This is a genomic window from Taklimakanibacter lacteus, from assembly GCA_003576695.1.
GTDB lineage: Bacteria > Pseudomonadota > Alphaproteobacteria > Rhizobiales > Aestuariivirgaceae > Taklimakanibacter > Taklimakanibacter lacteus.
Genome location: QOZQ01000010.1, coordinates 290,297 through 303,870, shown reverse-complemented (window position 1 = coordinate 303,870; position 13,574 = coordinate 290,297). Strand labels below are relative to the sequence as shown.

The following is a 13,574-nucleotide window of genomic DNA, read 5'->3' as shown; positions in this document are numbered from 1 at the left end:
CGTTATACAATCTGTCGGCATCGGAGCGCTCCTCGAATCCATCGAAGTTATTGCAGCACAACAACTTTCGCTGATTCGGCGCTCCGATGCGCTCCTTAGTTTGAGAAATCCGGGCTAGGCGGTCGGGCGCACGGAAAAGTCGGGCCAGGCTTCATCGGCAATCGAAGTCGCCACGACATCGACCACCGCGGCGCTGCGCGGCCCTCGCCAGCAGTCATCCAGCATGCGGACGATGGCCTGCTCATTGCCCTTGAACACCGCCTCGACCGACCCATCGCGGCGGTTGCGCACCCAGCCCTTCAGGCCGAGCAGCGTCGCCCGGTTGGCCGCCCAGGCGCGATAGCCTACCCCTTGCACGCGCCCGGTGATGACGGCATGCAGGACCTTGGTCATGCGAATTCCATGATCACCGCATCGACCGCCAGGCTGTCGCCCTTCTTCACATGCACCTTCTTGATGAGGGCGTCGCGCTCGGCACGCAGGATGTTCTCCATCTTCATCGCCTCGACGATCGCCAGCGCCTCGCCGGCCTTGATCTCCTGGCCTTCCGCCACCGCGATCGACACGACGAGGCCCGGCATCGGGCAGAGCAGCTTCTTCGACGTGTCGGCCAGCTTCTTCGCCGGCATCAGGCGCGCAAGCTCGGCCTCACGCTCGGTGAAGACGAAGGCATCGACGCTGACGCCTTTGTGCGAAAGGCGATAGCCATTGAGGATCTTGCGCATCAGGACAGAAACCGCTTTGCCGTCGATCTCGCCTGTCCAGACCGGCTCGCCCGGCGCCCACTGGCTGCGCACGAAACATGGCTTGCCATTGTCGAGCGTCACCACCCGGTCGTCCTCGCTGACGATGGTGACGGGCAGCCAGTCATTGCCCAGGCGCACCACGCGCTCATGGCTGTATTTGACGGCTTTGCCGTTCATCTGGCCGCCGATGCGGCGCTTGCGCCGGTTCTCGGTGTGATCGGCCGTCACCGCCACGGACGAGAGGATCGCTTTCAGATCTGATGTCAGCGCGTTGCCGGTGAAGCCGCCCGGAAACTCCTCGGCGATGAAGCCGGTCGAGAGCTTGCCCTTTTGCCAGCGCTCATTCTCCATGATGGCGGCAAGGAAAGGGATATTGTGCTGGATGCCGTCGACATAGAACTGATCGAGGGCCTCGCCCATGGCGCTGATGGCGGTGGCGCGATCGGGTGCATGGGTGCACAGCTTGGCGATCATCGGATCATAGTAGATCGAGATCTCGCCACCCTCGAAGACGCCGGTGTCGTTGCGCACGGTGATGCCGTCGGCCGAACTCTCCTTGGGCGGACGATATTTGATGAGGCGCCCGGTCGAGGGCAGGAAATTGCGGAACGGATCCTCGGCATAGACGCGCGATTCCACCGCCCAGCCTTTCAGCTTCACATCCTTCTGCTGCAGCGCCAGCTTCTCGCCGGCGGCGACCCTGATCATCTGCTCGACCAGATCGATGCCGGTTACGAGCTCGGTCACCGGGTGCTCGACCTGGAGCCTGGTGTTCATCTCGAGGAAATAGAAGGAGCGGTCCTGGCCGGCCACGAATTCCACCGTGCCGGCCGAGTCGTAATTGACCGCCCTGGCGAGGGCCACTGCCTGCTCGCCCATGGCCTTGCGCGTCTTCTCGTCGAGCAAGGGCGATGGCGCCTCCTCGACGACCTTCTGGTTGCGCCGCTGGATCGAGCATTCGCGCTCGCCCAGATGGATGACATGCCCGTGCTTGTCGCCCAGCACCTGGATCTCGACATGGCGCGGATTGACGATGAATTTCTCGATGAAAACGCGGTCATCGCCGAAGGATGATTTCGCTTCCGAGCGGGCGCGGGCGAAGCCGTCCTTCACCTCGGCATCCGAATGGGCGATGCGCATGCCCTTGCCGCCGCCGCCGGCGGAGGCCTTGATCATCACCGGATAGCCGATCTTCCTGGCGATCTTCACCGCCTCGGCCTCATCCTCGATGATGCCGAGATGGCCGGGCACGGTCGAAACCTTGGCGGCGGCCGCCGCCTTCTTGGATTCGATCTTGTCGCCCATGGCGTCGATGGCCTTGGCATTCGGCCCGATGAAGGTGATGCCGGCCGCTTCGAGGGCGCGCGGAAAGGCGGAGCGCTCGGAGAGGAAGCCATAGCCCGGATGGACGGCCTGGGCGCCCGAGCGCTTGCAGGCGTCGATGATCTTGTCGATCACCAGATAGGACTGGGCGGCGGGAGGAGCCCCGATATGAATGGCCTCATCGGCCATTTCGACATGAAGGGACGCTGCGTCAGCATCGGAATAGACGGCGACGGTCTTCAGCCCCAAGCGGCGCGCCGTCTTGATGACCCGGCAGGCGATCTCGCCCCGGTTGGCGATCAGTATTTTCTTGAACATTATTCCTCCCAACTCCGGGTCTTCATAGCGGGTTGGGAAATCGAGGTAAACTCACGCTATATTGGAGAAAATGGCTTGCCGTGATAGGTCCCGCCCCATGAAACTGACCCCTATCCACATCATCGGCGGCGGCATGGCCGGCAGCGAGGCCGCCTGGCAGGCGGCGGAGGCCGGCGTGCCCGTCATCTTGCATGAAATGCGCCCCAAACGCATGACCGACGCCCACAAGACCGAAGGTCTGGCCGAGCTCGTCTGCTCGAATTCCTTCCGGTCCGACGACGCGCAAAGCAATGCCGTGGGCCTGCTGCATGAAGAGATGCGGCGTGCCTCATCCCTCATCATGCGCATGGGCGATGCGCACAAGGTGCCGGCGGGCGGCGCCCTTGCCGTCGATCGCGACGGGTTCTCGGCCGCTGTCACCGAAGCGCTTGCCGGACATCCGCTCATCACCATCGCCCGAGATGAAGTGGCGGGCCTTCCGCCCGAGGACTGGGACAATGTCATCGTGGCGACTGGACCGCTGACATCCCCTGCCCTCGCCGAGGCGATCCAGGGCCTCACCGGCGATGAGGGGCTTGCCTTCTTCGATGCCATCGCCCCCATCGTCCATCGCGACACGATCGACATGACCATCGCCTGGTACCAGTCGCGCTATGACAAGCCAGGGCCCGGCGGCACCGGCAAGGACTATATCAACTGCCCGATGACCCGCGAGCAGTATGAGGCGTTCATCCGTGCGCTGATCGAGGGCGACAAGGCTGATTTCAAGGAATGGGAAAAGTCGACGCCTTATTTCGACGGCTGCCTGCCGATCGAGGTGATGGCCGAGCGCGGGCCTGAGACATTGCGGCACGGGCCGATGAAGCCGCGCGGCCTCACCAATGCGCATCAGCCCGACCGCAAGCCCTATGCGGTCGTGCAGCTGCGCCAGGACAACAAGCTCGGCACGCTCTACAACATGGTCGGCTTCCAGACGAAGCTGAAGCATGGCGAGCAGCTGCGCGTCTTCGAGACGATCCCCGGGCTCGAGACGGCGGAATTCGCGCGCCTTGGCGGCCTGCATCGCAACACCTTCCTCAACAGCCCCAAGGTTCTGGATGAGAGGCTGAGGTTAAAGGCTTGTTCGCGCTTGCGTTTTGCCGGACAGATCGCCGGCGTCGAAGGCTATGTGGAAAGTGCCGCGATGGGGCTGATGGCCGGACGCATGGCGGCCGCCGAGCGGCTCGGGGTGAGCTTTGTGCCTCCACCGCCCACCACCGCGCATGGCGCCCTCATCAACCACATCACGGGCGGCCATATCGAGACGACCGACAACAATTCGGGCTCGTTCCAGCCCATGAATGTCAATTTCGGCCTGTTCCCGCCGGTCGAGATTCCGAAGGGCCCTGATGGCAGGAAGCCACGTGGCAAGGACAAGCAGATCGCCCGCAAGCACGCCTATACGGCGCGCGCTCTGCGCGACTTCGACCAGTGGCTGAATTCGAGGCCGGCTATTGCCGCAGAATGATCCAGAAGACGGCGCGATAGAGCGTCGGCTTGTCGCCAAGGGTGCCTGAGGTTTCGGTGATGATCAGCTTCAGTTCCGTGTCGATGTCATAGGCCAAGGGTTGTTGCTGGCTTGCGGTCGGCACCGCCTTCACCTTTTCGAGAAATGACTTGACCGGAATCAACCATCGCCGGTCGCCAATTTTGATGATCAGGTTGTCTCCGTCTATCGTGGCTTGCGGGTTGGCCGCCGCGACGGTTCCGTTGCCGGGGATTGTCATGATCGGTCCAATCAGGCGGCCCTGGCTTACGAAGTCTTCCGTGATCGGGGTATTCGAGGCGAAGGTCACCTGCTCGGGTGGCGGCGTATAGATATCGAGGCCGAAAGCCGTACGGATCTTCGAGAAGACATCCCATTTGTCGGCCCCGGTCGCAAAGGGATCATCCTTGTGGCCGGCAAATAGCGGCGCAAGCTTGTCGAGGCCCCCCATATTGTTCAGTGCCCAGATGAGGCTGTCGATCTCGCTCCGGTTGACATCACTCAAGCGCGGTGGCTGATCGACGACCTTCCCCTCCGGAGTTAGAAGCTTATCCGCCTGGAGGTAACCGATAAGCCTCTCGAACTGGCTTGCCACCGACACGCTGTTGGCGCCCCAGGGGCCTGTCGAGCCGACCAGCACCAGCAGCGCGAAGCTGCCGAGGAGCACGCGCATGTCGGCCTGGTTGCGACGGATCGCCAGATAAAGGGTCACCAGCGCCAGCCAGACGGCGACGATGACGATGCCATAGCGGTCAGGCGTCACCCCGTAGGTCGAGATGCGCTCCCAGATGGCGATGGCGAGCAGGATGACGGGGACGATGGTGAACCAGAACCAGTAGCGCATGAAGAAGCGCAAGAGCCAGGTGCCGGTCTCGCGCCACGGCCAGGCGATGAGCCAGGTCGCGGTACCGCCCAGAGCGAAGACGGTGACCATGACACCGATCTGGCCCTCGGGCAGCGCGCCATTGAGCAGGATCTTCACCGCATAGGCATGCAGGATCACGGTATAGATGACGGCGATCGGCACCATCACGTAATTGACGAGGACCGAGACGCCGCGCTCGAGCAGTGTGTCGCGTGTATGGGCGAGCGTCACTTCCTCATCGAGGTTCGTTGGCGCCAGCGACAGGCCGTAGATCGGGGCGATGAGGGCCGCCGCCGTCGACCAGACATGCTCGTGAGAGCGCCACGGGATACTGACCTCGAAAAGGAACTTGAGGCTTTCGAGGATGGCGGAGACACCGCCGGCAAAGATCAGTCCCACGACGATCGCCAGCAATATGGCGAGGCCCAGCCGCAGATTGAACAGCCAGATCGCCCCCTGCTTCGCATCGGGGCGCAGGAACCCTGAGATCATCAGGAGCGGAACCAGGGCAGCGAACAGGAAGAGGTGCGAGGTCCTGAGGCCTGTGTCCCAATAGGCCAGGCCCGCCACGACGATGGCGGCCAGCACGGCCAAAGCGACTTCGGCGAGCTTCGCCAGATTGCGGCCATGGGCGAAATAATGCGCCGCTCCCGCCGCGAGAAAGGCCGCCGCTCCTCCCAGATAGACATGGTTGCCGGGCTGCCCGCCATCGCTCACGATATCGGCGATATCGAGCTGGGCGTAGATGAAGACAAGGACGGAGATCAGTGCGGGGATGGGAAAGCGCGCCAGGGTCTCGGAGAGGTCCGGGACCAGGCGGCTCAGGCGGCCGGCAAGACTCATATGGGCTCCGTAGCGTTACGGCAACGAGTGTGACAGAGAATGTGGCGCTACAATGTCTGAGACTTCGCGTGTCTGTACAAGCTCCATTGACGGCGCCATTGGGCCACTTCGGCAATCTCGGTCAGGCTGCGTTCGCCCAGCCGCGCCAGCCGTTTCAGATAGAGGCCGGTGAGACTCGCCGGCAGGAAGGCCGGGAAGGCTTCGGGCGGGACCGTGTTGGCGAGCGCCCGCGCCTCGCCGAGCCGCTTGCCGGCATGGGCGCCAAGCTCGGCCAGGGCTTCTGCGATCGTTCGGGTCTCGCGTCCGGCCAGGAGATGCGTCGGGGTCAGGCCGTGGCGAGCCAGAAGGTCCGCCGGCACGAAGCACTGGCCGCGGGCGCGTTGCAGCGGCAGGGACCGCAGGAGGCCGCTGATCCCCATGGCGACGCCCGCGAGTCCCGATATCTCGGCCAGGCCCTGCGCCCGCGCCGGAGCGAGAATCATGACGGCGAGCTGGATCAGCATGGATGATGTTTCGCCCAGATATCCCTCGAGCGCATTGAGCGAGGGCATGGCATCGTCATAGAGGTCGAACTGGCGGGCCTCGATCATGTTGGCGAGCGCCTGTTGCGGCAGGCCACCCTTGGCGATGGCGGGCGCCAGCGCCTCGATGACCGGATGGCCCTGGCTCGTCCCCGCATAGATGCCGGCAATGGCGTCCTGCCACCATTGCAGACGGATCTCGCCCAGCGCCGCCTCGCTCACCGTTTCGCGGATGCGGGCGATCTCGATATTGAAGGCATAAAGGGCGAAGAGATGCGGGCGCAAGTCATCGGGTGCGAAAAGTGCGGCGAGATAGCGGTCCTTATCGCCGGCGCGGACGAGATCTTCACAGTAGCCCGCGCTCATCGGACCGTCTCGACGGCGAGCAATGCCGCCGCCACATCGCGTTTTTCGGCGAGGAGGATATTGTAGGTGCGCACGGCGGCGCCCGTCGTCATGGCTTCAAGGGCCACGCCATGATCCGCAAAGGCCTTGCGCAAGGGTGCGGACGGCAGATGCATCTGGCTACCGGTACCGAACAGCAGGAAGCCGGGCCGGATCCTCGCGCCCAGCACGGCGGCGAAATCGGCCAGGGTTACATCGGCGAACACGACCGGCCGCCACGCATGCATGCCATCGGCAAGGATCAGCAGCGAGCCCTGATGCGACATGGTGGCGAAACGGAAGCCGCCATTCCCGTAGGAATCGATAGGCGCGCGCTCGGGGAGAAAGCGGCTCCCCTCCTCTGGAAGCCTCTGCATCTGAACCTCGCGCCGCTAGGGCCGGGCGGCCGCCGCCTTGCTGCCGCTCGGCTGAATCTGGATCGCGTCGCGATTGACACCGAGAAGCGCCAGGAGCGAGGCGGCCGAGAAGATCGACGAATAGGTGGCGACGAAAATTCCCCAGATCATGGCAAGGGTAAAGCCCTTCAGCACTTCGCCGCCGAATATATAGAGCGCGATCAAGGCGAGGAGTGTCGTCACCGCGGTCAAGAGCGTCCTCGGCAGCACGCTGTTGATCGAGACGTCTATCAGGTCGGCGAGCGGCAACTGCTTATATTTGCGTAAGTACTCGCGGATGCGGTCGAACACCACCACGGTATCGTTCAGCGAATAGCCGACGATGGTGAGGATGGCGGCGATGATCTGCAGGTTGAAGTCGATGCCGATGAGGCAGAAGAAACCGACGGTCAGCAGCACGTCATGCAGGAGCGACATCACGGTCGCGATGGCGAACTGCCATTCGAATCTGAACCAGATATAGATCAGGATGCCGATAATGGCGATAAGCACGGCCATGATACTTTGCTGGGCCAGCTCGCCCGACACTTTCGGGCCGACGACATCGATGGACAGATATTCGACCCCTGCTCCGAGAACCTGCTTCACCTTGTCCTGGACGACGCGCTGAACGTCCTCGCCGCCTTCGATGGCCGGCAGGCGGATCAGCACCTCATGCCCCCCGGTGCCGAACTCCTGGAGTTCCGCATCGCCGAATCCAAGTCCGTTGATCTTGCCGCGCAGCTCGTCGAGATTGGCCACCTGCTCGGTGCGGATGACGAAGACCGTGCCACCCTTGAAATCGACGCCGTAATTGAGGCCGACAAAGACGAACAGGAGGATGGCGGCAAGGCAGGCAACACCGGAGGCGAAATAGCCATACCGGCTCAGCAGCATGAACTTGATCTTGGTGTCGTCGGGAATGAAGCGGATGGGCTTGAACATGTGACAATCCGCCTACAGCGGAACCTCTTTGGGCTTGGTCGTCCTGACCCACCAGAAAACGATGAGACGGGTGAGGGTGAAGGCGGTGAACAAGGTGGTGAGAATGCCGATGGCATGGGCGATGGCGAAGCCGCGGACGGGGCCTGAGCCGACACCGAACAGCACCACGGCCGCGATGAGCGAGGTGAGATTCGAATCGAGCACCGTGGCGAGCGCCGCCTTGAAGCCGGTCTCGATCGAATTGAGCGCAGTGCGGCCATGCCGCCATTCCTCACGGATGCGCTCAAAGACGAGCACGTTTGAATCGACCGCAATGCCCATGGTGAGCACGATGCCGGCGATGCCCGGCAAGGTAAGGGTGAAGCCGAAGACCGACATGACGCCGATGAGGAGCAGCAGGTTCACGATCAGCGCGATGTCGGCGAATATGCCAAACAGACCATAGGCGATCAGCATGAAGACCATGACGGCGGCAAGCGCTATGACCGAGGCGACGGCGCCGGCATGGATCGAATCCGAGCCAAGGCTCGGGCCGACAGTGCGCTGTTCGACCGGGATGAGCCGCGCCGGCAAGGCGCCCGAGCGCAGGACGATGGCGAGCGTGTTGGCTTCCTCGGTGGTGAAGTTGCCTGAAATCTGCCCGGACCCGCCGAGGATCGGCTCGTTGATGCGCGGCGCCGAGATGACCTGCTGGTCGAGCACGATGGCGAAGGGCTTGCCGACATTCTCGGCCGTCAGCTTGCCGAAGCGCAACGCGCCCTTCTGGTTGAAGCGGAAATTGACGATCGGCTCGTTGGTGCGCGAATCGAAAGCGGCCTGCGCATCCTGGAGGTCGCCACCCTCGACGGTCGCGGCACTCGAGGTCTGCACCCACATATTCTGCTGCGGGTCCTCCTTCATCGGATAAGAGACGCAGTCGGGCGGCGGATTGTCCGTCGCGGCGTTGGGCTGGCTTTCGCAAACGAGCTGGAAGGTGAGCTTGGCCGTCTGGCCGATCATCTTCACGACCTGGTCGGGATCGCCGATGCCCGGCAGCTGGATGACGATGCGGTCCCTGCCCTGGCGCTGGATCGAGGCTTCGGCGATGCCGGAGCCGTTGACGCGGTTCTCGATGATGCGCAGCGACTGCTCGACGGCCCGGCTCACGCGCGCCTCGATGCCCGATTCCGAGAAGGAATAGGTGAATTGCTGGCCGGAACGCTCGAGCGTGAAGATGCTGCTCGCCACGCCGGTTCCGAACAGGCCCGTGTCGATGGGCTGGGTGAGCCCTTTCAGGACGTCATAGGCCTTGTCGGCATCGGCGGCTTCGGTGATCTGCACGGTGACGCCATTCGGCGTGCGATTGAGCTTGTAGGCAATGCGGGCAGTGCGGAGCGCGGCGCGCACATCGCCCATCTGCTGGGTGATGAGGGTGTTGGTGAATTCCTTGCGATCCACTTCCATGAGGACGTTGGAGCCGCCCTGGAGGTCGAGGCCGAGCGTCACCGGGCGCAGGATGGTGCGTTCGCGCAAAATATCCTGCCATTCCCTGGGCAGGATATTGGGAACCGCGAACAGGATGCCCACCAGCACCGAAAGCAGGATGGCGATGACTTTCCAGCGCGAGAAATAAAGCATGCGGTCGCCTTATTTCTTGGCCTGATCGTCTTTGACCGGCTCGCCCTTGGCTCTCACCTCGGCAATGGCGCTGCGCACGACCCTGACCTTCACATTCTCGCCCACTTCGACCAGGAGCTCGCGCTCATCCACCACCTTGGAAACCCGGCCGATGAGGCCACCCGAGGTCACGATCGTGTCGCCGCGGGCAACCTTGCCGATCAGCTCCTGATGCTCCTTCTGCCGCTTCTGCTGCGGGCGGATGAGCAGGAACCAGAACACCACCATGATCATCACAAGTGGCAAAATCATGCCGATGAAATCGCCGGTGCCGGGGGTCCCCGTGGCCTGGGCAAAAGCAGGGGTAATGAACATTCAGGACGTCTCCTCTGAGCGGCGAAGGCGGGTATGGAAAGGGGCCGCCCGGTTCTGGGTTCAGGGGTATATAGCGCCGAAAATAACCATTGCAACCGGAAGCCTTAGCCTGTTCAAGGCCCCTCTTTTCCGCCGGGCGTCCATGCAGGCCGCAATCTTGCCCGTTTGGTGTCAGGGGTTTAAGGACCGGCGCCATGCCCAAGGACCTGTCAAACGACGAATTTGCCGCCACTTTGAGCCGGATCGCCGCGGCGCTGGAAAGGCTGGCCCCGACCCCGCCCAAGACTCCTGACCCCGCAACCGCCGCGGCTTTCATCTGGAACGCCCAGGCGCGCCGGCTCGAACCCGTGGCCAAGGTCAACCGGGTCGATATCGACCTCCTGCGCGGCATCGACCAGACCCGCGACATCCTCATCGACAATACCAGGCGTTTCGCCAAAGGCCTGCCCGCCAACAACGCCCTCCTCTGGGGCGCCCGCGGCATGGGCAAGAGCTCGCTGGTCAAGGCCTCTCACCATCTCGTTAACGAAGAGTCGGGCGGCAAGCTCAAGCTGGTCGAGATCCACCGCGAGGACATCGAAGGCCTGCCTCAGCTGATGACGCTGATCCGTGCGCATGCGGGCTTGCGCTTCATCGTCTTCTGCGACGACCTCTCCTTCGATGCCAATGACACGTCCTACAAGTCGCTGAAGGCTGCACTCGAAGGCGGCATCGAGGGGCGGCCGGTCAATATGATCTTCTATGCGACCTCCAACCGCCGGCATCTGCTGCCGCGCGACATGATGGAGAATGAGCGCTCGACCGCCATCAATCCTTCCGAAGCGGTGCAGGAGAAGGTCTCGCTCTCCGACCGCTTCGGCCTGTGGCTCGGCTTCCACAACTGCTCGCAGGATGAATTCCTCGAAATGATCGAGGGTTACGCCCGGCATTTCAAGCTCAAGGTCAAACCGGAAGAGATGCGCGCGCAAGCCATCGAATGGGCGACGACGCGCGGCAGCCGCTCCGGCCGCGTCGCCTGGCAGTTCGTGCAGGATCTTGCCGGCAGGCTTGGCGTGAAGACGGAAGGCTAACCCACCGCCTTCTCGTGGGCGTTCCATTCGGCGATGTTGTGCCCGGCCTGGACCATCACCCATTTCTGATAGGGCTCGCGTTGCTTGAGCGCCTCGAGCCAGCGCTTGATGTTGGGCGTGTCGGGCTTCTTGCAGTCGAGGCAGCTGTAACGCCAATAGAGGACGCCCAGCACGATGTCGCCGAAGGAGAACCGGTCGCCGGCGAACCAGGGAGCGGAAGCCAGCGCCCGGTCGGCGATGGGCAGTATATCCGCGAGCTTGGAATTCGCGTCCGCGACGGCCTTGTCATTGCGCTGCTTGGCAGGCGAGCGCACCAGGTTCCAGAAGATCACCGAAATATGCGGCACGACATTGAGCTGCTGCCATTCCATCCATTGCTCGGCCAGAGCGAGCGCCTTGGGCTCCTTCGGCCGCAATGTGCCCTCGCCATAGCGGGCGCCCAAATAGCGCACGATGGCGTTCGATTCGAACATGGTGATGTCGCCGTCCTGCAGCACCGGCACCAGCGCATTGGGGTTCATTTTCAAATAGGCTGCATCGCGCACGCCGCCGAAGCTGCCGCCCACCGTGTGGCGCTTGAAGTCTAGCCCAAGCTCGCCCAGCGCCCAGATCACCTTCTGCACGTTGCTGGAACTGCGGCGGCCCCAAACTTCGATCATGATCGTCATCTCCCTGATGGTGAGCGATGATTGTAATGTTTTTACGTCGCGCGCAAGCAAAAGCCCGGCAGAATCTGCCAGGCTTTTGTGTCAGTCGATATTCGGTAGCGTCAGTTCGAGGCGGTCGCCGCGTTGAGGAAGCGCATCGGGTCCATGGCGGTGGCGCCCTTGCGCACCTCGAAATGCACCTGTGGGCTCGATACCGAGCCGGTCTGGCCGGCCTTGGAGATCACATCGCCGCGCTTGACCGTGTCGCCACGCTTCACGAAGAGATCCTTATTGTGGGCATAGGCCGTAACCCAGCCGCCTTCGTGGCGGATGAGCACGAGGTTGCCATAGCCCTTCAGCTCATTGCCGGCATAGGCGACGACGCCCGCCTCGGCGGCGCGCACATCGGTGCCTTCCGGAACCGCGATATTGATGCCTTCATTGCGAAGGCCGCCCGGTTTCGAGCCATAGCCCGAGATGACCCGGCCCTTGACGGGCCAGCGGAAGGCCAGGCTGCCCGCTTCCTGGGCAGGCTGCTGGGTGTCGACCATCTGCTGTGGCGGCTGCTGGACCGGCTTAGGCTGGGCCTGGGCCATATCCGTCGCAGGCTGATCGATCTGATCGCCGCTGTCGGCATCGGCCGTCGTATCATTGGCCGCCGGCATCCGATCCGGCTGCTTGATGTTGCTGGCCACGACCGGGCTGCCGCCGGTGCCGCCCTTGGGGATGCGGACCGACTGGCCCTGACGGAGGGCCGCATTGTTGGACAGTCCATTCAGCTTGGCGATGGCGAAGGGCGAAACGCCATAGGTGCGGCCCAGCGAATAGAGCGTCTCGCCGGCGCGGACCGTATGGTCGCCACCCGGCGTCAGCGTATTGTCGGGCTTGGCATAGGCAACCGGCTGCGGGGCAATGGCATTGCCGCGGCCGGGCACACGCAAGGTCTGGCCGACCGCCACCGAATAGGGCGCGGCAAGGTTGTTGGCGCGGGCCAGCTCGCCAACGGTCATGTTGTTGGCGCGGGCGATCGAATAAAGCGTCATGCCGGGCTCGATGCGCACCGAACCGGACTTGGCTGCCATGTCGGGCTGGTCGTTATAGGACGGCTCGGCTCCGGCCGGCTGGCTGTTATTGGCCTGATAGCTGGGCTGCTGATAGCCGCCGGTCTGCTTGTAAACCGGCTTGTAGGTCTGCTGATAATTATAGCCGTTGCTGGCATAATTTTCGGCCGCCTTGCTGGTGTTGTTGGCCATCGGGCGACGCGTCACGGTATCGCGATCGGACGCGGCAGAGGCCACGTCCTGGTCATCGCCGGACCGCTGCACGTTCTTCGGCACCGAGGCGGTGTAGATCGTGTCTTCCGAAGACGAGGATGAAGTGTCGGCGAAGCGGTCGACCGAGCCGGAGCAGGCCGAGAGCAGAACAGCAGCCGCAACGCTGAGAAGGAGCGACGCTTTCGACGGTATTCCGACGGCGCGCACGGAAGAGGAACGCATACCCAAAACTCCAAGTACCAACTGACCGGGCAACAATGGCGCGTTTAGGTTAAGGGAGCGTTTATTGGCTCAAATACATGCAAAGTTTTCGGCAACTTGCGCCGGAAACAGCCGTTATTGCAGGTTTTTCGGTACCTATCCCCTCATCCTGAGGCGCCCGCCGCAGGCGGGCCTCGAAGGGTGGCCAGCGGCAAGGCCTTTGTGCCTGGATCATGCTCCGAGGCTCGCCGCGCTCGCACCTCAGCATGTGGGTTAAAAATGGCTCAGATGCAGCCGAGATGGCGGCGCTCGGCGTGAATGGCGCGGCGCTCTTCCTTGGCGCGCCTCAGCTCTTCCTCGACATCGGGACCAGGATGATGCTTGCGGCGGTACTGCAAGGTGGTGTCGATATATTTGATGACCTGGCCTTCCTCGCGCGCCAGGCGGACACATTGCTGATAGCTCTGCTCGTCATGGCCGTAACGTCCGGCGCATCCGGTCACCGCCAAAGCGGCCAAAAGAAGTATCGCGGTTTTCTGCATGGGT

General features: G+C 63.0%; 13 protein-coding genes. 2 read left to right on the top strand and 11 right to left on the bottom strand.

The window, feature by feature from the left end; genetic code table 11:
- Positions 1-114: 114 nt before the first annotated feature.
- Both DT068_RS21220 and DT068_RS21215 read right to left on the bottom strand, forming a co-directional pair.
- Positions 115-393, bottom strand: coding sequence for an acylphosphatase (locus tag DT068_RS21220; protein ID WP_119391883.1), 279 nt, complete (start codon positions 391-393; stop codon positions 115-117).
- Positions 390-2,387: an acetyl-CoA carboxylase biotin carboxylase subunit gene (locus DT068_RS21215; RefSeq protein ID WP_119391882.1), complete on the bottom strand. Its 1,998-nt coding sequence runs from the start codon at positions 2,385-2,387 to the stop codon at positions 390-392. Before DT068_RS21215 ends, DT068_RS21220 begins: the two co-directional genes overlap by 4 nt.
- A gap of 97 nt (positions 2,388-2,484) precedes the next feature.
- On the opposite strand from DT068_RS21215, the gene trmFO reads away from it, so the two are divergent.
- On the top strand, positions 2,485-3,894 hold the full coding sequence (gene trmFO / locus DT068_RS21210; RefSeq protein WP_119391881.1) for a methylenetetrahydrofolate--tRNA-(uracil(54)-C(5))-methyltransferase (FADH(2)-oxidizing) TrmFO: 1,410 nt from the start codon (positions 2,485-2,487) through the stop codon (positions 3,892-3,894).
- Here trmFO and DT068_RS21205 read toward each other — a convergent pair.
- From DT068_RS21205 to yajC, 6 genes are read right to left on the bottom strand one after another with little or no spacing between them, the layout of a single operon-like run.
- Positions 3,878-5,620: a DUF4153 domain-containing protein gene (locus DT068_RS21205; RefSeq protein ID WP_119391880.1), complete on the bottom strand. Its 1,743-nt coding sequence runs from the start codon at positions 5,618-5,620 to the stop codon at positions 3,878-3,880. The two genes, trmFO and DT068_RS21205, sit on opposite strands and share 17 nt — an antisense overlap.
- 47 nt (positions 5,621-5,667) lie before the next feature.
- Positions 5,668-6,507, bottom strand: coding sequence for a phytoene/squalene synthase family protein (locus DT068_RS21200; protein WP_119391879.1), 840 nt, complete (start codon positions 6,505-6,507; stop codon positions 5,668-5,670).
- Positions 6,504-6,902 carry an Mth938-like domain-containing protein gene (locus DT068_RS21195; protein ID WP_119391878.1) on the bottom strand — a complete coding sequence of 133 codons (399 nt, stop codon included), beginning with the start codon at positions 6,900-6,902 and terminating at the stop codon, positions 6,504-6,506. Before DT068_RS21195 ends, DT068_RS21200 begins: the two co-directional genes overlap by 4 nt.
- Before the next feature lie 15 nt (positions 6,903-6,917).
- A complete protein-coding gene (gene secF / locus DT068_RS21190) occupies positions 6,918-7,865 on the bottom strand; it encodes a protein translocase subunit SecF (protein ID WP_119391877.1) in 948 nt (315 codons plus the stop codon).
- A 12-nt stretch (positions 7,866-7,877) separates the two neighbouring features.
- The gene (gene secD, locus DT068_RS21185) at positions 7,878-9,482 is read right to left on the bottom strand and encodes a protein translocase subunit SecD (protein WP_119391876.1); all 1,605 of its coding nucleotides are present in this window, start codon (positions 9,480-9,482) and stop codon (positions 7,878-7,880) included.
- Between the two features lie 9 nt (positions 9,483-9,491).
- Positions 9,492-9,836: a preprotein translocase subunit YajC gene (gene yajC, locus DT068_RS21180; RefSeq protein ID WP_119391875.1), complete on the bottom strand. Its 345-nt coding sequence runs from the start codon at positions 9,834-9,836 to the stop codon at positions 9,492-9,494.
- 194 nt (positions 9,837-10,030) lie between these two features.
- On the opposite strand from yajC, the gene DT068_RS21175 reads away from it, so the two are divergent.
- The gene (locus DT068_RS21175) at positions 10,031-10,906 is read left to right on the top strand and encodes an ATP-binding protein (RefSeq protein WP_119391874.1); all 876 of its coding nucleotides are present in this window, start codon (positions 10,031-10,033) and stop codon (positions 10,904-10,906) included.
- Here DT068_RS21175 and DT068_RS21170 read toward each other — a convergent pair.
- From DT068_RS21170 to DT068_RS21160, 3 genes are all read right to left on the bottom strand, one after another.
- Positions 10,903-11,565 (bottom strand): glutathione S-transferase family protein, encoded by a 663-nt coding sequence (locus DT068_RS21170; RefSeq protein WP_162914353.1) that lies wholly within the window; start codon positions 11,563-11,565, stop codon positions 10,903-10,905. The two genes, DT068_RS21175 and DT068_RS21170, sit on opposite strands and share 4 nt — an antisense overlap.
- 110 nt (positions 11,566-11,675) lie before the next feature.
- Complete coding sequence (locus tag DT068_RS21165; RefSeq protein WP_119391872.1) at positions 11,676-13,049, bottom strand: peptidoglycan DD-metalloendopeptidase family protein; 1,374 nt, start codon at positions 13,047-13,049, stop codon at positions 11,676-11,678.
- Positions 13,050-13,312: 263 nt separating this feature from the next.
- Positions 13,313-13,570 (bottom strand): hypothetical protein, encoded by a 258-nt coding sequence (locus DT068_RS21160; protein ID WP_119391871.1) that lies wholly within the window; start codon positions 13,568-13,570, stop codon positions 13,313-13,315.
- Between the last annotated feature and the right edge of the window lie 4 nt (positions 13,571-13,574).